Consider the following 24,770-nt stretch of genomic DNA (forward strand, 5'->3'; position numbering starts at 1 on the left):
CTCATGACTAACGAAGAGATTTTTGACAAGGTTAAGGAAATTTTGATCGACCAATTCGATTTGGAAGATTCAGAAGTGTCATTGACGACTAACATGACTGATGACATCGATGCTGATTCATTGGACTTGTTCGAAGTTTTGAACCGTGTCGAAGACGACTTTGACATCAAGTTGGAAGAAACTGAAGAAGTTAAGACTGTTCAAGACTTGGTTAACAAGATCAAGGACCAACTTGACAAGAAGTAAGCATCAAGCGGTTTTTAACCGCATACATACAATAGATAAAATAAAGAGGCAGAGATTATGACATTTAAAATTGACAACCCCATTTTTGATAAATTAGGGCTGAAGTACCCAATCGTTGAAGGTGGGATGACTTGGGCTGGAACAGGTGCTTTAGCTGCCGCTGTATCTGAAGCTGGTGGGCTTGGTTTCATCGGAACTGGTTACTGGCATGGTGATGAGGTTCGCCGCGAAGTTCGTCGCGCCAAGGAATTGACGGACAAGCCTTTTGGAGTCAACGTGATGTTGATGTCTCGTCACATTCGTGAGGTCTTTGATGTGATTTTGGAAGAAGGTGTTAAGGTTGTTGCAACCGGTGCCGGTGATCCATCGCCATTTTTAGAAGAACTGCATGCCGCGGGCGTAACGGTTATCCCTGTTGTACCATCCGTTTCAATGGCCAAGATGATGCAACGTAAGGGTGTTGATGCCGTGGTTGCTGAAGGAATGGAATCGGGTGGTCACATCGGCCAAATGACAACGATGGCTTTGGTGCCACAAGTTGTTGATGCTGTTGATATCCCCGTTATCGCCGCTGGTGGAATTGGTGATGGCCGTGGTGTTGCCGCTGCCTTTGCCTTGGGGGCTTCAGGCGTTCAAATGGGAACTCGTTTCTTGACAGCTGCTGAATCTGAAGTTCATCCAAACTATAAGGCGAAGGTTTTGAAGGCCCGTGATATTGACACAATTATCACTGGTAACATTGTTGGTTCACGAGTCCGTGTCTTGAAGAACAAGATGGCCAAGGAATACGTGAAGCGTGAAGTGGAAGAAATTGGGAAGCCAGAACCTGATTATGAAACGGTTGAAAAGCTAGAATCAGGGACCTTGCGTGCCGCGGTTGTCGATGGTGATAAGAGCGGTGGCGCCTTCATGGCCGGTCAAATTTCAGGAATGGTTAATGATGAAAAGCCTGTTGCTGAAATTTTGGCTGAAATTTGGGCACAAGCAACGGACATCATGGGCATTGAAAACAAGGCAAAATAAGCGAGGTTGCAAATGAAAGTAGGACTGCTATTCAACGGGCAGGGATCACAACAAGCGGGCATGGGGACAGACCTTTATGAAAACTTGCCTGGTTACAAGGCTTATATCGATAAGGCTTCTGCCATCTTGGGGTATGACTTAAATGAGTTAGACCAAGATGAGGAAAAGATTCGGCAAACGCAGTACGCCCAACCAGCTATTGTTGCCATGGATGCGGCTTTAGCCGCTTCTTTAAAGGATGCCGGATTGACGGATGTGGTTGCTGGTTTGGGTCTTTCGTTAGGTGAATATCCTGCCTTGGTGGCCAATGGCATTTTGACCTTTGAGCAGGCAATTGTCCTGGTTAGAGACCGTGGTCAATACATGCAAGAGGTCGGCGACAAGAACCCTGGCAAGATGGTTGCGGTTTTGGATGATAACCAAGACATGATTGTTGCAGTTGTTGAAGGCTTGCAAAAAAAAGGCCTAAAAGTTTACCCAGCTAATTTTAATACCTTTTCACAATTGGTTATCGGCGGTGTTAAAGCCGATGTTGACCAGGCCGTTGAGGCATTGACAGAAGCCGGTGTGAAAAAGAAAGTCGAATTACCAGTTGTTGGTGCTTTCCACACGCCATTGCTGAACGAAGCTTCTGAAAAGATGGCGACGCGCTTTTCAGAAGAAAAATTTGGTGCCGGTACTTATCCTGTGTATTCCAACACGACGAAGCAAGCCTTTACACCTGAGACAGTCAAGGATACCTTGACCAAGCAGATTATTTCACCAACCTACTTTGCACAGTGCTTGCAGGAAATGGTAAACGCTGGGGTTGATACCTTGGTTGAAATTGGTCCTGCTGCTACTCTCGTAAAATTTGCAAAGAAAATCGCGCCAAAGGACGTTATCAAATATACGGTGACGGACTTTGCTTCCTACCAAAAAGTCGTTGATGCTATTAACGCAGAGAAAGGATAAAATCCATGGACTTTACTAATCAAACCGTGTTGGTAACTGGGTCATCACGAGGAATCGGCTTAGCCGTTGCCCACGCCTTTGACAATGCGGGTGCTCGTGTTATCTTGCATGGCCGTTCTGCTATTAAAGAAGAGGTGATTAACTCTTTCAAGCAAAAACCGATGACTTTGCAATTCGACGTTGCTGATGCCAAAACAGTTGAAGAAACTTTCAAAGACTTGTACAAGCAGGAAGGTTTTGAAGGCATTGATATCTTGGTGAACAACGCCGGGATTACCAAGGATCAGTTAGTAATGGGCATGAGCCCAGCTGATTTTGCCCAAGTTGTGAATACAAACTTGAATGGAACGTTCAACGTCACGCAGCCAGTTTTCAAGAAGATGATTCGACAAAAGCATGGTGTGATTTTGAACATGGCTTCTGTTGTTGGTCAGATGGGGAATGTTGGTCAGGCCAATTATGCCGCCTCAAAGGCTGGAATTATTGGCTTGACAAAGTCTCTGGCTAAGGAAGGGGCGAAGCGCAATATCCGCGTAAACGCCATTGCCCCTGGGATGATCGTTTCAGATATGACGGATGCCTTGTCAGACAAGGCACGTGAAGCCATCTTGAATGAGATTCCTTTGTCGCGGTTTGGTTCAATTGATGATGTGGCTGATGTTGCGCTATTCTTAGCCGGCAACGACTACATGACAGGACAAACAATTACCGTTGACGGTGGCCTGTATATTTAATAATCATCGTTCATTTTAGTTACTTAGATTAGAAAGGAAGCGGCAATGACACGAGTCGTAATTACTGGAATTGGGGCCGTTACCCCATTAGGAAATGATACAAAGACCTTCTTGGATGGCCTATTTGATGAAAAATTAGGAATTAAACCAATCACGAAGTTTGATGCAACTGAAACTGGCATTTCAGTTGCTGGACAAGTTGACGGCTTTGATCCAGCTTTGCGCGTAGGAAAACGTGATGCACGTAAGTTGGATTTGTTCTCACAATATGCGATTGATGCTTCCTACCAGGCATTGGACCAAGCTGGCTTGTTACCTGATGAAGGTTCAGAAGCAAAGTCAAAGGTTGCTAATTCCGAACGTTTTGGTGTTATCTTGGGAAACGGAATTGGTGGTTTGACGACTATCCAAGAACAAGTGATTAAGATGCACGAAAAGGGACCGCAACGTGTTTCACCATTGTTTGTCCCTGAATCAATTCCAAACATGGTTTCGGGAAACGTTTCATTGCGCTTTGGTGCTCGTGGTGTGAACTTCACAGTCGTAACTGCTTGTGCTTCAGCTACGAACGCGATTGGTGAAGCCTTCTGGCGCATCCAATCTGGTCGTGAAGACGTGATGTTGACTGGTGGATCAGAAGCAACTGTTAACGAAATTGGAATTGCTGGTTTCGCTGCCTTGACTGCTTTGTCAAAGGAAGAAGATCCAACACAAGCTTCAAAGCCATTTGACAAGAACCGTCATGGTTTTGTCTTGGGTGAAGGTTCAGGAATTCTTGTAATGGAATCATTGGAACATGCTGAGGCTCGTGGGGCTAACATTTTGGCCGAAGTGGTTGGTTACGGTGCATCATCAGATGCTTATCACATGACTTCTCCTGCCCCTGATGGTGAAGGAGCCGCTCGGGCAATGAAGGCAGCCTTGAAGGACGCCGATATCAAGCCAGAAGACATCACTTATTTGAATGCCCACGGTACTGCTACCGGTGCGAACGACTCAGGTGAAGCCGAGGCTGTTGCTTCTGTTTTTGGTCCAAATTCTGTCTTGGTTTCATCAACCAAGGGAATGACCGGTCACCTTTTGGGTGCCGCTGGTGCTATTGAAGCTGTTGCCTCTGTTGGTGCCATCGACCGCGGTCAATTGCCAGTTAACGTTGGATTTGTTGAGCCAGATGAGCACACAAAGTTGGTTAACTTGGTGAACGAATCGAACAAGAATACGGCTCCTGAATATGTTTTGTCTGCTAACTACGGTTTTGGTGGCCATAACGCAGCTGTTGTCTTTAAGAAGTGGTAAGAGGGAAGTTCAATAATGAATTTAAATGTCAAAGAAATTCGTGAATTGATGGAGGACTTGGAAAAGTCTACTCTGCGCGATGTTTATATCCAAGATGGTGAATTTTCATTGCACTTGTCTAAGAACGAGCAGGTTCAAGGCGGCAACGTTCCAGCTCCAGTAGCACCGAGTGCACCAGCAGCACAGTCTGATGTGAACCAGACACCAACAGCTCCAGTTACTGCACCTGAAGTAGCTGCACCCGCAGCTGCTGGAAAAGAAATCAAGGCACCAATGGTCGGAACGGTTTATCTCCAACCAAAGCCAGGTGAACCAAACTTTAAGAGTGTTGGCGACCACGTCGAAAAGGGCGAAACAGTTGCCATTATTGAAGCCATGAAGTTGATGACTGAAATCAAGTCAGATGTTTCTGGTACTATTGCTGAAGTTTTGGTTGATAACGAAGAAGTGGTTGACTTTGATAAGTCACTTTATCGTGTCACAACTGATTAAGAGATTAGACGGCAATTTCGGCCGATCGTCTTGTCCAAGCGTTGCTTGGATATACATAGACAGCTAAAAGGAGAAGAGCTATGACTCAATTGAACACAAAGGAAATTCAAGAAATTCTTCCACATCGTTACCCAATGTTGATGTTGGATACGGTTGAGGAATTAGTACCTGGTGAGCGTTGCGTGGCCATCAAGAATATTTCAATTAACGAAGAAATTTTCCAAGGACACTTCCCTGGTAACCCAACTTTCCCAGGGGCTTTGACAGTTGAAGCATTGGCCCAAGCTGGTGCTGTTGCCTTGCTTTCAATGCCTGAGTTCAAGGGTAAGACAGCTTATTTTGGTGGGATTAAGAAGGCTCGTTACCGTCAAATGGTTCGTCCTGGTGACCAATTGCGCTTAGAAGTCATTTTGGATCGTTTGCGTGGCCCGGTTGGTTCAGGAAAAGGAATTGCCTGGGTGAACGGTAAGAAGGCAACAACTGCTGAATTGACCTTTATTGTTGGAGAATAAGATGTTTAAAAAAGTATTGGTAGCCAATCGTGGCGAAATCGCCGTGCGGATTATCCGGACGTTGAAGGAAATGGGCATCCAAACGGTTGCGATTTATTCAACGGCTGATAAGGGTTCTTTGCACGTTCAAGTAGCAGACGAGGCCATCTGTGTTGGTGGCCCAAAGCCTGCTGATTCTTACCTAAACATGAAAAATGTTGTGACGGCCGCCTTGTTAACGGGTGCTGAAGCAATCCACCCAGGTTATGGGTTTTTATCAGAAAATGCCCTATTTGCCGAAATGGTCGGTGATGTCAACATTAAATGGATTGGTCCTCGCCCTGAAACAATCGATTTGATGGGAAATAAAGAACATGCCCGCGCAGAAATGACCAAGGCAGGTGTTCCGGTAATTCCTGGATCAGATGGCTATATCCATAATGTCGATGAAGCCATTGCGGTTTCGAAAAAGACGGGATTCCCATTGTTGCTGAAGGCTGCTGCTGGTGGTGGTGGTAAAGGAATGCGCTTTGTTTACTCAGAAGGTGAACTGGCAGAAAACTTTGTTAATGCCCAAAGTGAAGCTCAGTTGTCCTATGGCGATGATCATATGTACATCGAAAAGGTGATGACGGATGTCCGCCATATCGAAATGCAAGTGATTCGCGACCAATTTGGCAACGTGATTTGCTTGCCAGAACGAAACTGTTCTTTGCAACGTCGTAACCAAAAGGTGATGGAAGAATCACCAGCCGCTTCTGTAACACCAACAATGCGTGAAGAGTTGATGGATATTGTTACAAAGGCCGTGAACGCGATTGACTATGAAAATACTGGAACGATTGAATTCTTGCAAGACCAAGAAGGTAAGTTCTACTTCATGGAAATGAATACTCGTATTCAGGTTGAGCATCCAGTAACTGAAATGGTGACGGGCTTGGATCTGGTTCGCTTGCAGGTCGAAGTTGCTGCTGGTGACGAATTGAAGTTAAAGCAAGCTGACATTCAAATTAGCGGCCATGCCGTTGAAATGCGTTTGACGGCTGAAAAGCCAGAAGCTAATTTTGCCCCTAGTGCTGGGAAGGTTGACTTTGTCTTCTTGCCAACCGGTGGACCAGGGGTTCGAATCGATTCAGCCCTTTATAATGGTGATACAATCCAGCCTTTCTATGATTCAATGATTGCAAAGCTGATTGCTCATGATGAAACTCGAGGGGAAGCATTAGCTAAATTGGAACGAATGGTTGATGAAACTTCCTTAGTGGGCGTTTCGACATCACAGTCTTTCCAAAAGGCATTGTTGTTGGATGAAAACGTTTTGACAGATAACTTTGGAACGAAGTACCTTGAAGATACATTTATGCCAAAGTGGGAAGAAAAACAGGCTGAACGGGCTGGTAAATAAAATTTCTTGATGAAAGCCGCCTTTGAGCGGCTTTCACTTGCTTAAGAAACTTTAGACCCAAACAGTGATGAGGGGAGAGGGCAGAGCCCAAAAGATTATGGATTTATTTAATTCAAAAAAACCTGAACAAAATAAGATTAAGGTGACGGATGCTATTAAGGATCGGATTCCTGATGGTCTCTTTCTGGCATGCCCATACTGTGGCGAACAGATTTATAACAAGGAGTTGGGACCATACCGTGTTTGTCCAAAGTGCGACTATGGCTTCCGTTTGCAGGCACACGAACGGGTTGCTTTATTGACGGAAGACTTTGTCGAAATCAACGCTGATTTGACGATTGATCATTCTGATTTTCCTGGCTATGAGGAAAAATTAGCGCGGGCTAAGAAGCAGACTGAGATGAACGAGTCTGTTTTGACTGGTACAGCCACTATTGAAGGCGAAAAGGTTGCCTTGGGTATCATGGATGCTTACTTTATGATGGCGTCACTGGGCTCAATGACTGGTGAAAAGATTACGCGCCTCTTCGAATACGCCACAGAGAATCGTTTGCCAGTTGTGATGTTTACCGCCTCTGGTGGAGCGCGAATGCAAGAAGGAATCAATTCCTTGATGCAGATGGCCAAGGTATCAGCTGCAGTTGCCGCACACCAAGAAGCGGGCTTGTTGTATTTAGTTGTGCTGACAGACCCAACAACCGGTGGGGTGACTGCTTCCTTTGCAATGCAGGGTGACGTTACGTTGGCTGAACCACACGCATTGGTTGGTTTCGCTGGCGCTCGCGTTATCGAATCAACGATTCATGAAAAGTTACCAAAGGATTTCCAGCGAGTGGAAACCCTTTTGGAGAACGGTTTTGTTGATAAGATTGTTCCTCGCCAAGAGATGGCTGACATGATTGCTGATATTGTGTCATCACACCAACAGGAGGCTGAATAATGTTCGAATTTATTAAGACATTGTTTAAAAAAGAAATCGACCCAGCTGAAGTGGTGAAAAAGTCTCGCGAGGACCGCTTTATGGCGCGCGAATTGATTAATGGTATCTTTGATGATTTCATTGAATTACATGGCGACCGTTTTTATGGCGATGACAAATCAGTTATCGGTGGTTTGGCACGATTAAACGGTCAACCTGTCACTGTGATTGCGATCGATAAGGGTACGGACATTAATGATAAGTTGTCTAAACGCAATGGATCACCACAGCCCTGGGGTTACCGAAAAGCCCAACGCTTGATGGAACAAGCAGCAAAGTTTCACCGGCCAATTGTGACCTTTGTGAATACACCTGGTGCCTTTCCCGGTAAGGATGCTGAAGCCTTGGGCCAAGGCGAAGCCATTGCTCAGTCAATTCTGAAGTCAATGAAGTTGCCAGTTCCGATCATTTCCATTATTTATGGTGAAGGTGGTTCGGGTGGTGCCTTGGCATTGGCCACAGCTGATCAGGTGTGGATGTTTGAAAATGCAACATACTCAATTTTGTCACCTGAAGGCTTTGCTTCGATTTTGTGGAAGGACGCCAAGCGAGCCGACGAAGCTGCTAACATTATGGGCTTAACTGCCGCTGATTTGCTGAAGAAAAACGTGATTGACCTGGTTATTCCTGAAGGACATAATCATAGTAAAATTTTTAATGGCATGAAGGAAAAGCTGTCGAGTGAAATTCAAGAATTACAGACACTGTCTGATGATGAGCTGATTCAACAACGACGGCAGCGTTTTCGGTCCTTTTAAAGCAAAAATAAAATGTGGATGTGGATCATGAAAAAATGATCTCGCCAAGGAAGTCGACGTCCAGTTTGAGGACAGGTCCAGCGTTTTTATAATTATCAGCCTGATACTTTATAGTATTGGGCTTTTTTTATTAATGTCTGGTAGATTTGTTGATTAAAGGTGATGCGGTCAGAAACAAAGTGTATTTTTCACTGGAAATTTAATAAAATTATTTTTATTAAAGTAATCAAAAAGAAATATAATTAAAATCAATAGATAGAAATGTTATTATTTTTTCATAGAGGAGAATGGACTATGAACAACAAACATACAAATTATATAAGGCTAAAAAATTATGGGTAACAGCTTTAGCAGGTGCTAGGATGTTTGCCATCGCAGGTGTTCACCAGCAGGCTCAAGCCGATGATGTTTCTAGTTCGCAAACAGCAACGAAATCTGTCGATACAGAGAATACAAGTGACTCAACTGCTCAACAGAGTCAGACTGCCAGTTCACAGGTGGAGAGTACTGCTAGTACAGACAGTCAAAGTGCGGTTGCTCAGGGATTGAATCCACAAAGTACAACGAGTCAAAATACTGTTTCACAAAGTGCCAGTATACAAGAAAATACAAACAATAATGACACTTCGGCAACGGGCAGTGGTCAGGGGCAGGACACTAGTAGCGCTACTAGTGAAAGTACCACTCAGTCACAAACTCAACAGGAAGGCAGTACCGCTGCTTCAAATAGTAGCCAGAGTAGCCAAACACAGTCAACCTTGGACTTCCGCGATGCCAGTGATGCTGCGTTGGGCACGAGTCAACCAGTGACCGATGATAATTTATCAGTTACGGTTACCAAGAATAATTTTTTGCAGTGGTTTAAATTAAACGGCTCGGCAACCTATGATGCTGACACAAATACTACGACTTTAACGACTGACCAAGGTGAACTCAAGGGAAATATCAGTCTGAATACTAGGATTAATGCTAATGATGCCTTTGAATTACACGGAACGATTAACCTCGGCAGCAAATTACAGAATTATGCTGGAGCCGATGGCATTGGGATTGCCTTCCACCATTGGGACTGACGTACTTGGGACACACATTTACCATTCCAGTTACTGATTTCCAATATTCATTGGCTCTAACAATTGGAGGATCAACTGGTGCATATAGCAACTTACAAACGGTTTCAGTCGATTCATTTACTTTTGCTCCAGTACAAAATAACACGGTTTCGCGGACCATCAACTATGTCGATCAAAATGGTAATAAAAATGCGGCCTCAACGGTTCAGTCTGCCATTTATCGGCGGCAGGGAACCTTGGTTAACAACCAACCAACTTATACTGATTGGCAGTTGGCCAGTGGGGTAAACAGTAATAATTTTGTCTCAGTCACTGCACCAACGATTCCTGGCTATACGGTCGAAAGTAATCAATCCACTTATTTTTCGTCATTGATGGTTAACAATGATTCGGGTCAGCTGGTTTACAATGTTGTTTATGATAAGAATAGTGGGCAAACGACCTTGAATGCACAGGATAGTACGATTGTTGCCGGCCCTAGCGCCCAATGGTCTCCTAGCCAAAACTTCTTAAGTGCCGTGGACCAAAATGACTCAGGTGTTGACTTAAGTAAGGTACAAGTCAGTGGTTCAGTGCAAACGACGATTCCGGGTTCTTATCCAATTAACTATACTTATACCGATACTGCTGGCAAAACGATTACCAAGACGGTTACTGTTACCGTTGTTCCAAGTAAAAGTAGTCTGCAAGCCAAGGACAGTACCTTAGTTGTCAATACAAAGTGGAATCCCAGTGCAAACATTACCAGTGCTACCGATGAAAATGGGAATATTCTTGATTTAAGTCAGGTTCAGGTTTCCGGTAATGTTGATACTAGCACCCCAGGGACATATCCTGTTACTTATAGCTATACGGATGCTAGCGGTAACCAACATACACAGCAAGTAAATGTCACTGTCATTAATAGTCAAAGCGCTTTGACTGTAAAGGATAGCACAATTTTTGTTAATGATAGCTGGAAACCGGCGGACAATTTAACGGCTGCCACTGATGAATATGGTCATCCAGTTGATATTAGTAAAATCAGTATTTCTGGTAATGTAGATACCAGCAAAGCTGGTACCTATCCTGTCACTTATAGTTATACGGATGGCCAAGGAAAGTCCTTCAAGGTTGTCGCGAACGTGACCGTTAAGGATAATCAAACACAGCTTCAGGGACAAAACAGTACCTTGATTGCAGGGCCAAAGACAACTTGGAAGCCAAGTGATAATTTACAAACGGCGACAGATGCTAATGGTAATCCACTAGCAATTAACCAAGTACAGGTTTCTGGCAATGTTAATCCACAACAACCAGGTAACTACCAAGTCACCTCTAGCTATGTTGACCAGCAAGGATACTATCACAGTACCCCTGCCACTGTGACTGTTGTCGCCAGTCAGGCTAGTGTTAATGCGCAGGATAGTACGGTTGTTGCCGGTCCAAACGTGCAATGGTCAGCAAAAGATAACTTCTTGACAGCCACGGACGACACAGGCCAGCAGGTTGATTTTTCCCAAGTTCAAACGACAGGCAATGTCGACGCTCAGACGCCAGGAGTTTATCCAATTACTTATACTTACACCGATAGTCAAGGAAATTCCTATGCGAAAACAATTAATGTAACGGTTGTTTCTAGTAAAAATGGTGTAGTCACCAAGGATAGTACTTTGGTTGCTGGACCAAATACGCAATAGCATTCCAAGGATAATTTTGTTTCAGCAACAGATGAAAGTGGTAATACCATTGATTTGAGTCAGCTAGCCGTTTCTGGCAATGTGGATACGAATCAAGCTGGCAAGTACCCAGTTACTTATACTTATACTGACCGCTCAGGAAATACTGCAACAGCAACAGTGACAGTAGTTAGCAGCAAGGCTAATGTTGTTCCAGAAAATAGCACGCTAATTGCCGGTCCAAACACACAATGGTCTTCTAAGGATAATATTGCTGATTTGCAAGATGAATATGGCAATAGTATTAATCCTAATCAGGCGAAGGTTTCTGGTAGTGTGAATACCCAAGTACCGGGAACTTATACGGTGACCTATTCTTATACTGATGATCAGCGAAATACCGTTTCAAAACCGGCTACGATTACGGTTGTGCCTAGTCAAGGAAGCTTAACGACTCAAACGGTTAAGTTAGTGGCGGGTCCTCAAAACCAGTGGTACAAGCAAGAAAATTTGCAAAGCGCTACCGATGAATATGGTCATCCAATTAATATTAATCAGATAACCGTGACTGGAACGGTAAACCCTAATCAGGTGGGGACGTACCCACTGACCTACTCTTATACTGATGGTCGTGGTAATACTTATACCAAGACCACGGAGGTTGATGTTGTTCCTAGTCAAGCAACAATTGTCACCAAAGATGAAACGATTATTGCTGGGCCACAGAGCCACTGGTCAACGCAGGACACTTTGACCAAGGCAACGGATGAAAACGGCCAGCCAATCAGTGCTATTCAGGTTTCAGTGGCTGGTCAGGTTCAACCGTCGACGGTCGGTACCTATACGATTACGTATTCCTATACGGACGGGCAAGGAAATGTTGTTACCCAACCGGCAACTGTAACAGTTGTTGCTAGCCAAGCTAAAATTCAGTCACAGGACAGCACATTGGTTGCTGGACCAAAGACCAAGTGGAGTCCGGAGGATAACTTCGTCGCTACTCAGGATGAAAATGGACAATCGATTAGCTATGGTAACCATATCGGCGTTCATGGTGGTGTTAATACTGGAAAACCAAACATCTATTCGGTAACCTATAGTTATCACGATTCAGCCGGCAACATTGTCTCGAGTACAGCGAACGTGACGGTCATTGCTAGCCAAGGCGAGATAACAGCCAAGAATAGTACAGTGGTTGCTGGACCAAATACCAAGTGGACGCCAGGAGATAACTTCACAGGTGCCACTGATGAAAATGGCCAACCAGTGGACTTGAGTAAGGTCACGGTTAGCGGCAATGTTGATACGCAGACACCGGGATCATATCCAGTCACTTATACCTATACGGATGGCAGTGGAAATGTCTTTACCCAGACAGTCACGATTACAGTGGCTGCTAATGTTGCCCCTGCTTCAAATGCTAACCAGGATTCAAGCACTGGAATGACGACAAATAGTGCCAGTCAGTTAGTGAATCAAGATTTGAGACGAAACTTGATTGGTGGAACATCAAACCAGGGCTACGAAGCTGGTAGTCAGGTAAATGCCACATCGCAAACGACTAGCGTATTACCACAAACAGGTCGTCATCAAGCAAAGTCAACAAGCCAAAAAGCACTCGAAATTGGCTTGATTTCAGCTACCTTTGGACTGATTTTATTGATGAAGCGCAACAAGAAAAACGGAATTGACTGATATGCAATGAAGTTTTTGTTATAATGAAAGCTGAGGGATTTCCTCGGCTTTTTGTTTTGGGCTCGTCTTGGAATTCGACAGGCTGTTACGAGCATTAGCTGCATTCCGCCATCCGGGCGTAAAGCGGGCAGACATTTAACTGCAAAAAACAATAACTCTTACGCTGTCGCTGCCTAAAAACCAGTGATTCGTAGCCAAGATGGTTATGCTGACATGGTGGTCTTGGTTTAATAAATGGTCAGATCGGCTTAATGGTGATGCCTGCACGATTAAGTTTAAATCAATTAGGTTCCCAGTCAGAGTCAAGTTCTGGACAATGACTGCTTTGGCTGTGGTAACAATCATTGCCCTATGAATGTAGACGCTAGTGTGGCGGGCGGTTTGGACAGGGGTTCGACTCCCCTCGAGTCCATTAGTACTATCAGGAGACGTCAAGAGACGTCAAAAATCCCAGTTTTAAGCTATTTTGTTTTTTTGACCGTCACTGAACGTCACTGACAATCAATAAAAGTAGAGGATAAAAAACACTTGCACCGCAGCAATGTGACGGCTTTTATAGCCGTTTTTATTTTGTCCAAAATATGCAAGAATTGCAAAGGGTAGCGGATATTGTTATATTGTCAGAATTCAATGCCGAAACGGGAACGGGTTTAGATAATCAGCTATCGTGCTTATAAGCATGCAGGTTGTGAAACGCATTTAAAAGTGCGCTTTTTTGTTTGTTCGAGCCTTAATGGCCTAACCATGGCCACTTTCCCAGCGGTTTTACCGGAGTTCATGAATTATACGCTCTACCGGTTTGAAATTGCCGTTCGCTCCGCCTCGGTTTTGGGAATTGTCGGTGCTGGTGGGGTAGGGGGACCACTGATTTTTGCTCTCTCGACTAGATCCTGGCCACGGGTAGGGATGATTTTGATTGGAATTGTGGTTATGGTCACAGTCATTGATTTTATTTTCATGAATATTCGGATTTTTCAGACAATAGTTGTCTTTGTAATTAAAATAACAAGAAAAAACAAAAAAATATTCTTGTTTTTGAGGTAAATTTACTTGAATATTCATTTAATCTACGTGATAATTTAAGTGTTGCGGACAAGCAGATTTGAGTTTTTGCTCAGTTACTTAATCGTCAACACACAATCAAGCAGTTGCATAGTTTATCAGCACCTATGGGAATAGAGGAGTGAGAATCGCATCATGCAGAATAGCGCTACGAAGAAGATCATTGCAGCAATTGCTGTCTTAGTGGTCGTCATTGGAGGATTCTTTGCCTTTACGGGTTCAAAGCATTCGGATTCATCGACTGACTCATCAAGCAGTAGCAAAAAGATGTCTTTGAAGGAATTAAACATTCAGTTTGTTCCTTCATCACAGGCGGATACCATTTTGGCTAAGGCTAAGCCATTGGAAACCTTGCTTAGCAAGCAGTTGGGTATTCCGGTTCACGTTTCAATCTCGACGGATTACAACACCGTGATTGAAGCAATGGGTTCAAAGAAGGTGGACATGGGCTTCTTGCCACCTGATGGTTATGTTATAGTTCACAAGCAGTATGGTGCAAAAGTTATCTTGCAATCAACACGCTTGGGCATGAAGGATGACAACACTGGTGCAACAACTGATAAGTTAGTTAATAGTTACAAGTCAATGGTTCTGGTTAAGGCAGATTCACCAATCAAGTCAATCAATGATTTGAAGGGGAAGAAGATTGCTGTCCAGGGTGCTACCTCATCAGCTGGGTACATTTACCCAACAGTTGAGCTTTATAAGAAGGGTGTTAACGTTGTCAAAGATTCAACACTTGTTCAAGTCAAGGGACATGATCAAGGTGTAATGTCTGTATTGAACGGGGACACTGACGCTGCCTTTATCTTCGATGACGCACGAAATGTGGTCAAGAAGGATCAGCCAGACGTCTTTAAGAACACACGTGTTCTTTACTACACAAAGGGTATTCCAAACGATACCATTACTTTGCGTAAGGATATTTCAAGCTCTGATTCAGACAAGATTAAGGCTGCGATTATTGCGGTTTTAAAGACGGACGAAGGAAAGAAAGTCTTTAACGATGTTTATTCATGGGCCGGTGTGACCGACTCAAAGGATTCAAACTTTGATGACATCCGCAGTTATGATCAGACGATGAACAAAATTAAGTAAAATGATTTTGTGAAGAAAGGTCGCCGCCATCTTGGATGGTGGCGACCTTTTTATATACGAATTAGAACTTGTTGCAAGACAGAAAAAGGAAGTTTACATGTCAAAAAAGGGCACGATTAAAGTAGAAGGCGTTTCCAAGGTGTACCCTAATGGAGTTGTTGGCCTAGATAATATTAATCTTGATATTGAAGCGAGCGAGTTTGTGGTCATTGTTGGTCTGTCAGGAGCCGGCAAATCAACGCTATTACGGGCGATCAATCGCTTACATGACGTGACAGATGGCCATATCTTGATTGATGGTGAAGAAATTACTAAGGCAGCCGGTAAAGAATTGCGGACTCTAAGGCGCAATATTGCCATGATTTTTCAAAACTATAACTTAGTCAAGCGGTCAACGGTTGCTCGCAATGTCCTTTCTGGACGGGTTGGTTACTATCGAACTTGGCAATCGACTTTGGGGCTCTTTACTAGGGAAGACCAGGATCGAGCCGTCAAAAGTTTAAAACGAGTTAACTTGCTCGATAAGTATTATATGAAGGCACGTGACTTATCTGGTGGCCAGCAGCAGCGAGTGGGCATTGCGCGTGCTTTGATGCAGGAACCGGCTGTATTCTTAGCTGATGAACCAGTATCTGGTTTGGATCCTAAGACCACAAAAGTCGTGATGGATGACTTGAAGCGGTTAAACGAAGAGGATGGTTTGACGATTGTGGCTAACTTGCACTCGATGGAGTTAGCCATGGATTATGCCACTCGGATTGTTGGTTTAAAGGCTGGAAAATTAGTCTATGATAAGCCAATCGCCGAAGTTCAGGCTTCTGATTTTCAAAAGATTTATGCAGAAGTGGGTGACCGATGATGGAGAACTTACCAAAACGCAGTTTTGCAAAGGAATGGCACCTTGTTGGTTTTAGTTTGTTCATCCTTTTTATCCTGTTGACCTTGCTATCGGGGATGATGACGGGGGCAGGACAAAATTTTTCCTGGGATCAGTTCTTTGATTTGTGGGTCAAGATGTCGAACCCGGATTGGTCTTACTTGCCGGCCATTTTATCACCGATTGCGCAAACGATTCAGATGGCGCTAGTTGGAACCTTGATTGGTGGTGTGGCTGCCATTCCAGTCTCACTATTAGCAGCAGGTAATATTGTTAAAAATCCCTATGTTCGTGGTCTGGTACGTTTTTTGATGAATCTGACCCGGTCACTGCCAGAAATGCTGTTAGCCGCCTTGTTTGTTGCGGTTGTTGGTATTGGGGCTTTTTCCGGGGTCTGTGCTTTAGCGGTCTTCTCTTTTGGAATGGTCTTTAAGCTATTATACGAAGCAATTGAAACAATCGATGAAGGACCACTGGATGCAATGAAGGCGGCCGGTGCCAATAGTGTTCAAATCATTGTCTTTGCAGTTGTTCCACAGGTCTTTAATCAGTTTTTGAGTTTCTTCCTCTATACGCTTGAAATTAATGTTCGCGCCTCAACGGTTCTGGGGTATTTGGGTGCCGGGGGAATTGGACTTTATTTGAATACTACCTTGGAGATGTTCCGTTATGATCGGACTGCTGTGGTGATTTTATCGATTTTAGTGGTGGTGGTCATTGTTGACACCATTTCAAATCAGTTGCGGGAGGCGTTGGCTTAATGATTGAAAAAAGAAGTAGCTGGCAAAAGATTCAACCGTGGGTGATTGGAGCCCTGGTAATCGCCATTTTTGCTTGGGGCTTTTCAGGTGTTCCAATTAATGGCATTAAAAGTACTGCCGGTCAGGTTTTAGGGTCAATTGTTAATGGAATCATTCACCCTGATTGGTCCTATGTTTATTCAGGCGACGGGGAGGATCTGCTGACAGCCTTACTCGAAACCTTGGCCATTGCCTTTTTGGGGACCTTTATTTCGGCTGTTTTGGCGGTTCCTCTGGCTTTTTGGGCTGCAAAAACGAAGAAAAATTTTTTCTCAGCCAAATCAGCTTCCGGAAAATTGTTGTTAACGGTGATTCGTGTTTTTCCAGAACTTGTGTTGGCAATTATGTTCACGAAGGCCGTTGGTCCTGGGGCCTATGCCGGGGTTTTGGCCCTTGGTTTCCATTCCGTTGGCATGATGGGGAAGCTATTTGCTGAAGCGATTGAAAATATCGACCGTGGCCCAAATGAGGCCATTGCAGCAGCTGGTGGATCTTCTTTAGATGGCTTGTCAATGGCCACCTTCCCAGCAGTTTTACCAGAGTTTATGAATTATACGCTCTACCGTTTTGAAATTTCTGTTCGATCGGCTTCTATTTTGGGAATTGTTGGTGCTGGTGGTGTTGGGGCACCATTGATTTTTGCCTTATCAACACGGTCATGGCCACGCGTGGGTATTATTTTGATTGGCATTGTGGTCATGGTGACGGTCATTGACTTTATTTCCGGCCAGATCCGGAAGCGCTTTGTATAAAAAAATAACATTTTATAAGGGGATATGCTGGTCATCTCTCCCTTTCTTTGGTCAAAAGGGGTAATAATGGTGCAGGTTAAAATTTTATCGACTTCCGATGTGCACGGGTATTTTACGGGTGACGACTTCCGTCGGCCATTGCAAAATAATGGCTTTGGCTTAGCTCGAGCAGCGACGGTTGTCGAACAAGAAAAGCAAGCAGCGACCGAGGACCTGGTGATTACCATCGAAAACGGTGATTTTATCCAAGGTTCCCCGCTAACCGACTATGTTGAAAAACAGGCGAGTGCAGAGGGAAGCCTGTACCGGAATTTAGTGGCAACGGTTGGTTACGAAGTTCGCATTTTGGGTAATCATGAATTTAACTATGGTCGGACCTACTTAGAAGAAGTTTTGCATGATGATCAGACGCTCTTAAATGCGAATATCTTGGATAAAGACACGAAGAATCCTTTTATTGGGCGTCCATACCAAATCTTTGAAAAAGGTGGCTTGAAGGTGGCAGTCATTGGAGTCACCACCCAGTACATTCCCCATTGGGAAAAACCTGAAAACATCAAGGGCTTGCTTTTTCAAGATCCGGTCAAGATTGTTTCAAACCTGGTTGCTGATCTCCGCTTCCAAGTGGACAAAATCGTGGTTGCTTATCATGGCGGTTTTAATCGTGATTTAAAAACAGGGCAAGCCCTGGAACCGCTCACTCAGGAAAATCAGGGAACTGATTTATTGACGATTGAAGGGGTTGATGCACTGGTGACGGGGCACCAGCACCGCACACTAGCAGAAGTTGTTAATGGTAAGCCAATCACACAGCCTGGCTATCGTGGCGACCATGTTGGGGTAATCACCTTGTCCGATCAACAGGTTGCAGCAAAAACGATTGCAACGGCAACGGCTGGTGAAAACTTGGCGATTATGGCGCTAGCAGAGCCATTGTTGAACCGGGTCAATCAGTGGTTGGACGAACCCGTTGGCCATGTTGGGGATAACATGCGGATCACGGATCATTTTTCCGCTCGTCTCCATGGCCATCCCTTTACGGAGTTGATTAACCGGGTTCAGATGGCTGCAACTGGAGCAAAAATTTCTGCTAATGCCATTTTTAATGATGAAATGCGGGGCTTTGATAATACGGTCACGATTCGAGATGTGATGACTAATTATATCTACCGAAATACTCTGGCGGTTGTTGCGCTAACGGGAGCAGAACTTGTGTTGGCTTTGGAACAGAACGCTAATTATTTTGATTGGCAGGATGGTCAGCCAATGGTTAGCTTAGACTATCTTTATCCAAAGCCAGCTCATTTTAATGAGGATATTTGGAGTGGGGTCGCGTATAAGTTGGATGTAAAAAAGCCACGTGGCCAGCGAATTAGCGCTGTGATGGTCGGCGGGCAAGCCATCCAACCAGAAGCAAAATACGAGGTCGTGGTGAACAATTATCGCGCTGGTGGAGCTGGCAATAGTATTTTTAACCGTAATCAAGTTGTCCGTGAGGGGCAAACGGACGTTGCTCAGCTGATTGTTGATTATCTGCGACAACATCCAAAAATCAGGATTGATCAGCCAACGAATATCCACGTTGTTAACTAAAAAAGCAGGTTTCAGATCCCAATTTGGGTATGAAACCTGCTTTTTTATCGATGATGAAGTTTTAGTCTGTTTGACTGTTTGATTGCTTACAGGCTTGTTAGCCCTGACTCTGGCACCCTTGATTTCTTAATGCAGGCTTTTGCATCCTTGTCGTGGTAGAGCGTTACTAATTTCATTAGTCGCTCATCAAGGACGTTCAAAAATTAAAATCAATTGGCATGAGATTCTCCAAAAAACAAAAAAGAATGCCACTAACAATGGAGTTAGCAGCATCCTTTTGAGGGGGATATTTATTGATTAATCCCAGTCAAGGTTAACTAATTGCTTAGCGACTAATCACTTGGTGGACAACCTGGTAATCAGTTTCATAGTTTTCAGTTTCTTCTGATTGTGGCATTGGACTGACTTTTGTCAGTTTTTCTTCTGCCACCGGGTAGCCATCCTCACGCTCAATCTGGAAAAGTGGCCGGTGCTTGACCTCGGTAAAGATTTTACCAATATAGGTACCGACAACACCCAAAGCAATTAGGTTCAAACCACCGAGCAACCAGATGGAAATCATTAATGATGACCAGCCAGCTGTTGGATTGCCGACGACTTTTTCAAAAACCGTATAAGCAATTTCGATGCCAGCAATTCCGATGACGAGAATTCCTAGGTGCAGCAGTAAGCGAATTGGTTGGATACTAAAACTTGTGATCCCATCAATGGCAAAGGAGAACATCTTTTTTAGTGGATATTTAGACTTACCGGCTTGACGCTCACCACGCTCGTAGTAGACCTTAGCAGACTGGAACCCAACCAAGGGAACCATTGCCCTGAGAAAGACGTTGCGTTCTGGCATTTTGAGGAGGGCCTTCACGGCAACTTTACTCATTAAGCGGAAATCAGCATGGTTGGGGACCATTTTGACCCCTAACCAACCAGCCAGCTTGTAGAAAGCTAGAGCTGAATTACGCTTGAACCAAGTATCGGTTTCGCGACTGGAGCGTACAGCATAGACGACTTCATTGCCTTCTAAATACTTTTCGACCATTTGTTTAATAACGTCCGGATTGTCCTGCATGTCGGCATCAAGGGTAATCATGATATCTGCCAGCTTGCTACTTTCCGTCATACCGGCCAACAGGGCTGGTTGGTGACCAAAGTTTTTAGACAACTTGACACCGATAATATCGGAATTTTGTCGTTCTTGCTGTTGAATAATTGACCAGGTCTTATCCGCTGAACCATCATCAACAATCATAATGAAGCTATCTTCGCTGACAAGCATCTGATTAACCAAGCTTGCTTTAATCCCTTGGAGGACGTTCAACGTGGTAGGAAGAACTTCTTCTTCATTATAAGCTGGTAGGATTAACCCTAATCGTGGGATTTTTGAACGTGTCAACATAATTGGACTCCTTTCGTCTTAATAAATTGAGGACAAATCGTACAAGGTAGAGCTTGAGGAGCCACCCATTCCTGTTGGACCACCGGCTGTCATGCGGGCTGTAGGTGAACCGCCAGCAGTTGTCGTTGTTGTAGTGGTTGCTGTTGTTGCTTGGTTAGTAGTTGTCGTTTTAGACTTTGAACTTGAGTCATAGTTGACAACTGTACCCTTTGCTTTTACCCAGGCCAGAATTTTCTTAATTTGGCCATCAGAACTCTTACTACGGGAACCAAGGACGAAGTACTTCAACTTGCCGTCCTTGACAAGCTGCTTAAATTGCTTAAAGGTCATAGTTGGATCAGTACCATTGTAACCTCCAAGGGCCATGACAGCCTTCCCTGATTTGATAATGTAACCGGAAGCGGAGTTTGAATCAGTTGTGGCAAAAAGGTACTTAGCAGAACCTTGGTGCTTTTCAGTGTAGGCTAAGAGCTTTTTGTTGACAGTACCACCCATATCGGTACCGCCACGACTGAAGAGTGATGGACCAGCAGCTGGAATGGCTGCTGAAGTATGGGTGATAGTTGGTGTGGAAGCCCAGAAGGCACCCATCGCCAAGACTGAAACAGCTGTGGCAATCACTTTTGCTTTGATTGCTGTTTTTTGTGGGAAGAGCCACCAGACACCAAGGCCAAGGGCCAAGACAATCAGGATTCCAGTAATCACTGGATAATAAGAAGAAACGTAATAAGCTTGTAGGAGGAGCGTGGCAATCACGGCTACACTAAGAATGATGCGGGCAACAAATGGTTGCGTCTTGCCAACGGTTTCATCTTCAGTGTTGACATTGACCTTCATCATTTTGGTAACGGCAGCGACACCGATGGCCGTTAAGGCAGCAATGGCTGGTGCCAACATGATGGTGTAGTATGGGTGGAAGAATGAAGCAACTGAGAAGAAGCCGTAAACAGGGACGAACCAGCCGGCCCACAGGAGAACTTCTTCTTGTTGACTTGTAACGTGGTACCACTTGCTGCCGCGCTTGCGGAAGCCAAGCCAACCAGCAATGAGGCCAAGGAAGGCTAATGGGAGATACCAACCAATTTGAGAACCAAGATCGGATTGGAAGAGACGGAATGGCCCGATAGAACCGATGGCGAAGGCACTTCCAGCACCGCCCATGCCGCCACGCTTGCCAGTTTTACCACCAGGTTGACCGGTCATCTTGCCCATCTTACCGGTTGGCTTTTGGCCGTTCATACCAGTAGGAGCTTGACCAGCTTGGCCTGTTGGTGCTTGACCAGTTGGTGTATTGCTATTAGTGGTCTGACCGGTTTGTGTGCCGGTCTGATTTTGACCATTGGTTCCTGTTGTAGGAGCCTGGCCCATTTGATTAGCACCAGTGGTTGATTTTGAAGACTTTGAAGTCTTCTTTGTTCCCATACCAGAGAATGTCCCACCAGTACCAGTTGATTGCCCAAGTAAACGTTGTGTCCCGTTGTAGCCAAAGGCTAATTCCATCAAGGAATTAGTTTGAGAACTACCAATATAAGGACGTGAACTCTTGCTTGCTGAATCAACTGCCATTGGGTAAGCCAAGGTAAAGACGGAAAGGGAAACGACTGCAAGTCCTAACCAGCCAACCTTCTTTTTCCAAGGGACCTTGATGGCGATGATGTAGTAGACGAACATGGCTGGTAAAATCATGAAGGCTTGGAGCATCTTGATGTTAAAGGAAACACCAATCAGAGCAAAGCTCAACATGACTAACCAGACATTCTTCTTATTAACAGTTTTTTGCAAGGTGAAAACTGCTAACAGAAGGAAAAGTACTAAGATGGCATCCATGTTGTTTGTCCGACTATTGGCGACAACAGTGGGCGTCAACGTCATGAATAGCGCTGCTGTTCGTCCTGCCCAGACGCCAAATTTTGGCTCTAAGAGACGGTACATTAGGTAAACAGAGGCGATTCCTGCTAAGACACTTGGGAGGACAACGGACCAGCCGTGAACACCGAAAATCTTAGCAGAGATGGCCATGAACCAAAGCGCTACAGGTGGCTTATCCACCGTAATGAAGCCGGCGGGGTCAAAAGCCCCATACCAGAAGTTTGACCATGACTTTGTCATGGAAGTGATGGCTGCAGTGTAGAAACTGTTAGCACTGCCTGCATCCCAGGTACCCCAACCATATAAAATGGCGCTGAGAATCAGAATGCCGACTAGGTACCAATCAAGTTTGTGTATCCTTTTTAATCGCAAAAGCGAGGACCTCCTTCGTTCGAATAAAGTTAGTGTAGGCCTAAAGCGCTATATCAAGATTAAGTGAGTATCAAGTGAAGATTAAAATAGCCAACGAACTATAATCCGTTACTAGATAAATGAAAAAATAAAAAACCATCAAAAAAATTGACAGTCTCTAACAACGATAAAAAAGCTCACAATTGAGCCTTGATTAAGCTGCATAACAGGAAATAAGAATAGGGCAACAGCTACCATTAAAAGACTTTTTGTAGTTGAAATAGCAAAAACATGGAAAGCAGATGGCTGTTTTCCATCGGCCATCAAACGGCCACTAACAAGGGGGGTCAAGTTGGTGAAAAACCATGTTTGAGTCATTTTTACGCCTCCGGTATTCTTATAAAGAAGTATGGGCTTTCGAATAAAAATTGTCAAGATAAGCCCGTGTAGTCCAAATTTTTTAAAAATCAGTCTGAAAGAGACTGTGATGGTTGTCTTTAATAAAACATTGTTTGCTGATAAAGGTGCTATAATGTAAAAAAATATGGTGCAATAACGAATATCCGAGTGGGTATTCGAACCGAAAAGGAAAAATAACATGAAAATGCTTGTTATTCAGGGCCACCCTGATCAAGAATCATTTACCCACGCTAATGCGATGAATTTCGCAGCGGTGGCAAAAGAAAAAGGCCATGACGTTCAAGTTGTTGACCTAGCAACTGCTAATTTTGATTGTGTCCTACGCTATGGTTACCGCCAGCATATGGACGATGAAAGTTTTCCGATGCTCGTTCAAGAAAAAATTGCTTGGGCAGATCGGATTTCCTTCTTCTTCCCCATTTGGTGGTCAGCAGAACCGTCTGTTTTGAAGGGGATGATTGACCGTGTCTTCACACCTGGCTTTGCTTATAACCGTCGTAACGGGAAAATCGTTAAGCACCTAACGGGCAAGAAGGCGGACGTCTTTACAAGTTCTAATTTTGGTGGCTGGTATTACAAGCTGTTTGGTAACATTGTGAGCCGTTATAAGTTAGGAATTTTTTCTTACACAGGAATTAAGCTGAACAAAGCTTATGTTTTGGGTCACATGGATTCAGGAGTGACACAAAAAGACCGGCAAGCATATATTGAAAAGTGCGCGGCGACAATTGACTAAATGAAAAGAAGGACTGGCGTTAATGAACGCCAGTCCTTTTCTGTTCCGGATTTTGCTGTTTGAAATAATGGCCTTATAGGTGAAAGAGAGGGCAACGCCACCAAAGAGTCACATGCTAGTGGACTTTTTGGTGACCAACCAGAGAGAACAGATTTGAAAATAACCCGACTAGCAAATTTCTTTTTTGGTTCTGATTAACTAGTTTTTTTCACAAAGTTTCTTCAATTGTAGTTCTATCAGTTCAGTACTAGTATTCAGCTTCCAAGGTTCTTTTCTTGTGGTTTCTTGTCGATAAACGACGTAAAGAAGCCAAAACTCTTAGTAAGTTGGCCTCTATTAAAAAGTATCGGTTCATTCTTTTACGGGCTGTTAGTTGTCGAAAAAACTATCCGGCATCGTATTGACCAAAAAATCAGCCATTTCTTCGGGGCTTTCCTTGGCTCCATTTTGTAACCAGGCCATCATTACGTGGAAGGAAGCACCGAAAACAAAGATGTGCTGATAATTAAAACTATCCTTTTTTTCAGGGTGTTTAGCTTTGATGATTTCACCAAAGTTCACAAAAAATTCATAAATATGGCTAGAAAGGCCCCGGTCGATTAACAGCATAAAGCGCTCTTCCTGACTCTTAAAAGCCACAAAAGAATCAGTAAAGTGAATTTTCATTGTTTCCCGGCTGTGATTATGAGAGGGTGCACTTTGTTTTTCTTGCTGATGATGCTGAACAACCAAACAGGTTAAATAAAAGGTCAGAATATCTTCAATACTATCGAAGTTGCGGTAGTAGCTCACCCGTGCAACCCCAGCTGACTTAATCAACTGGGCAACACGGATTTCTGAAAGGGGTTGTTCTTTTAATTGTTCAAAAAAACCGTCAACAATTTGTTGCTTAACTCGGATATTTTCTTGTTGGCCAAATTTCATCTGGTTTCCTCCACGACAGGTGTCGTTTTGTGATTAAATTCCTTTATTTCTAAGAATATTATAGCAAATAAAAGAATTTAGTGAAACAGGT

The 24,770-nt window shown here is 44.1% G+C and carries 23 protein-coding genes, 1 other RNA gene and 2 pseudogenes; 22 read left to right on the top strand and 4 right to left on the bottom strand.

The window, feature by feature from the left end:
• Positions 1–3 precede the first annotated feature (3 nt).
• The 21 genes and pseudogenes from M3M36_RS04630 (at position 4) to M3M36_RS04725 (ending at position 18,986) form a co-directional block, all read left to right on the top strand.
• A complete protein-coding gene (locus M3M36_RS04630; RefSeq protein WP_047974605.1) occupies positions 4–246 on the top strand; it encodes an acyl carrier protein in 243 nt (80 codons plus the stop codon).
• A 57-nt stretch (positions 247–303) separates the two neighbouring features.
• Complete coding sequence (locus tag M3M36_RS04635; RefSeq protein ID WP_252773438.1) at positions 304–1,269, top strand: DUF561 domain-containing protein; 966 nt, start codon at positions 304–306, stop codon at positions 1,267–1,269.
• A gap of 12 nt (positions 1,270–1,281) precedes the next feature.
• Complete coding sequence (locus M3M36_RS04640) at positions 1,282–2,223, top strand: ACP S-malonyltransferase (protein WP_252773439.1); 942 nt, start codon at positions 1,282–1,284, stop codon at positions 2,221–2,223.
• 5 nt (positions 2,224–2,228) lie between these two features.
• The gene (locus tag M3M36_RS04645; RefSeq protein WP_252773440.1) at positions 2,229–2,957 is read left to right on the top strand and encodes a beta-ketoacyl-ACP reductase; all 729 of its coding nucleotides are present in this window, start codon (positions 2,229–2,231) and stop codon (positions 2,955–2,957) included.
• A 45-nt stretch (positions 2,958–3,002) separates the two neighbouring features.
• Complete coding sequence (gene fabF / locus M3M36_RS04650) at positions 3,003–4,253, top strand: beta-ketoacyl-ACP synthase II (protein ID WP_252773441.1); 1,251 nt, start codon at positions 3,003–3,005, stop codon at positions 4,251–4,253.
• Between the two features lie 15 nt (positions 4,254–4,268).
• A complete protein-coding gene (gene accB / locus M3M36_RS04655) occupies positions 4,269–4,745 on the top strand; it encodes an acetyl-CoA carboxylase biotin carboxyl carrier protein (protein WP_252773442.1) in 477 nt (158 codons plus the stop codon).
• Positions 4,746–4,825: 80 nt separating this feature from the next.
• Complete coding sequence (fabZ, locus tag M3M36_RS04660; RefSeq protein ID WP_252773443.1) at positions 4,826–5,257, top strand: 3-hydroxyacyl-ACP dehydratase FabZ; 432 nt, start codon at positions 4,826–4,828, stop codon at positions 5,255–5,257.
• A 1-nt stretch (position 5,258) separates the two neighbouring features.
• Positions 5,259–6,641: an acetyl-CoA carboxylase biotin carboxylase subunit gene (locus tag M3M36_RS04665; RefSeq protein WP_252773444.1), complete on the top strand. Its 1,383-nt coding sequence runs from the start codon at positions 5,259–5,261 to the stop codon at positions 6,639–6,641.
• 97 nt (positions 6,642–6,738) lie between these two features.
• The gene (accD, locus tag M3M36_RS04670; protein ID WP_252773445.1) at positions 6,739–7,581 is read left to right on the top strand and encodes an acetyl-CoA carboxylase, carboxyltransferase subunit beta; all 843 of its coding nucleotides are present in this window, start codon (positions 6,739–6,741) and stop codon (positions 7,579–7,581) included.
• Positions 7,581–8,378 carry a carboxyltransferase subunit alpha gene (accA, locus tag M3M36_RS04675; RefSeq protein ID WP_252773446.1) on the top strand — a complete coding sequence of 266 codons (798 nt, stop codon included), beginning with the start codon at positions 7,581–7,583 and terminating at the stop codon, positions 8,376–8,378. Before accD ends, accA begins: the two co-directional genes overlap by 1 nt.
• A gap of 287 nt (positions 8,379–8,665) precedes the next feature.
• Entirely contained in the window at positions 8,666–9,451 is a 786-nt protein-coding gene (locus M3M36_RS04680; RefSeq protein ID WP_252773447.1) for a KxYKxGKxW signal peptide domain-containing protein, read from the top strand.
• A 5-nt stretch (positions 9,452–9,456) separates the two neighbouring features.
• Positions 9,457–11,130, top strand: coding sequence for a bacterial Ig-like domain-containing protein (locus M3M36_RS04685; protein ID WP_252773448.1), 1,674 nt, complete (start codon positions 9,457–9,459; stop codon positions 11,128–11,130).
• A gap of 18 nt (positions 11,131–11,148) precedes the next feature.
• Positions 11,149–11,526, top strand: a pseudogene (locus tag M3M36_RS06970) (bacterial Ig-like domain-containing protein); the annotation flags it as partial.
• A gap of 54 nt (positions 11,527–11,580) precedes the next feature.
• Positions 11,581–12,804 carry an immunoglobulin-like domain-containing protein gene (locus M3M36_RS06975; protein ID WP_338029140.1) on the top strand — a complete coding sequence of 408 codons (1,224 nt, stop codon included), beginning with the start codon at positions 11,581–11,583 and terminating at the stop codon, positions 12,802–12,804.
• 58 nt (positions 12,805–12,862) lie between these two features.
• Positions 12,863–13,219: a transfer-messenger RNA gene (gene ssrA / locus M3M36_RS04695) on the top strand.
• Between the two features lie 314 nt (positions 13,220–13,533).
• Positions 13,534–13,773 (top strand): annotated as a pseudogene (locus tag M3M36_RS04700) (phosphonate ABC transporter, permease protein PhnE); the annotation flags it as partial.
• 228 nt (positions 13,774–14,001) lie between these two features.
• On the top strand, positions 14,002–14,964 hold the full coding sequence (locus M3M36_RS04705; RefSeq protein ID WP_252773450.1) for a phosphate/phosphite/phosphonate ABC transporter substrate-binding protein: 963 nt from the start codon (positions 14,002–14,004) through the stop codon (positions 14,962–14,964).
• A 97-nt stretch (positions 14,965–15,061) separates the two neighbouring features.
• Entirely contained in the window at positions 15,062–15,823 is a 762-nt protein-coding gene (gene phnC / locus M3M36_RS04710) for a phosphonate ABC transporter ATP-binding protein (RefSeq protein WP_252773451.1), read from the top strand.
• Positions 15,820–16,602: a phosphonate ABC transporter, permease protein PhnE gene (phnE, locus tag M3M36_RS04715; RefSeq protein WP_252773452.1), complete on the top strand. Its 783-nt coding sequence runs from the start codon at positions 15,820–15,822 to the stop codon at positions 16,600–16,602. The genes phnC and phnE (M3M36_RS04715) overlap by 4 nt, the downstream gene beginning before the upstream one ends.
• Complete coding sequence (gene phnE, locus M3M36_RS04720; RefSeq protein ID WP_252773453.1) at positions 16,602–17,393, top strand: phosphonate ABC transporter, permease protein PhnE; 792 nt, start codon at positions 16,602–16,604, stop codon at positions 17,391–17,393. The genes phnE (M3M36_RS04715) and phnE (M3M36_RS04720) overlap by 1 nt, the downstream gene beginning before the upstream one ends.
• Before the next feature lie 66 nt (positions 17,394–17,459).
• Positions 17,460–18,986, top strand: a complete 1,527-nt coding sequence (locus M3M36_RS04725) for a bifunctional metallophosphatase/5'-nucleotidase (protein WP_252773454.1) — start codon at positions 17,460–17,462, stop codon at positions 18,984–18,986.
• 325 nt (positions 18,987–19,311) lie between these two features.
• Here the strand turns inward: M3M36_RS04725 and M3M36_RS04730 are convergent, their stop codons facing one another.
• The 3 genes from M3M36_RS04730 to M3M36_RS04740 form a co-directional block, all read right to left on the bottom strand.
• On the bottom strand, positions 19,312–20,379 hold the full coding sequence (locus tag M3M36_RS04730; protein ID WP_252773455.1) for a glycosyltransferase family 2 protein: 1,068 nt from the start codon (positions 20,377–20,379) through the stop codon (positions 19,312–19,314).
• Positions 20,380–20,397: 18 nt separating this feature from the next.
• Positions 20,398–22,620 (bottom strand): glycosyltransferase family 39 protein, encoded by a 2,223-nt coding sequence (locus M3M36_RS04735; protein WP_252773456.1) that lies wholly within the window; start codon positions 22,618–22,620, stop codon positions 20,398–20,400.
• Between the two features lie 138 nt (positions 22,621–22,758).
• The gene (locus M3M36_RS04740; protein ID WP_252773457.1) at positions 22,759–22,977 is read right to left on the bottom strand and encodes a hypothetical protein; all 219 of its coding nucleotides are present in this window, start codon (positions 22,975–22,977) and stop codon (positions 22,759–22,761) included.
• 220 nt (positions 22,978–23,197) lie between these two features.
• Between M3M36_RS04740 and M3M36_RS04745 the strand changes: the two genes are divergently transcribed.
• On the top strand, positions 23,198–23,755 hold the full coding sequence (locus tag M3M36_RS04745; protein WP_252773458.1) for an NAD(P)H-dependent oxidoreductase: 558 nt from the start codon (positions 23,198–23,200) through the stop codon (positions 23,753–23,755).
• 369 nt (positions 23,756–24,124) lie between these two features.
• Here the strand turns inward: M3M36_RS04745 and M3M36_RS04750 are convergent, their stop codons facing one another.
• On the bottom strand, positions 24,125–24,679 hold the full coding sequence (locus tag M3M36_RS04750; RefSeq protein ID WP_252773459.1) for a TetR/AcrR family transcriptional regulator: 555 nt from the start codon (positions 24,677–24,679) through the stop codon (positions 24,125–24,127).
• Between the last annotated feature and the right edge of the window lie 91 nt (positions 24,680–24,770).

The organism is Fructobacillus americanaquae, from assembly GCF_024029775.1.
In the GTDB taxonomy this organism is placed as follows: domain Bacteria; phylum Bacillota; class Bacilli; order Lactobacillales; family Lactobacillaceae; genus Fructobacillus; species Fructobacillus americanaquae.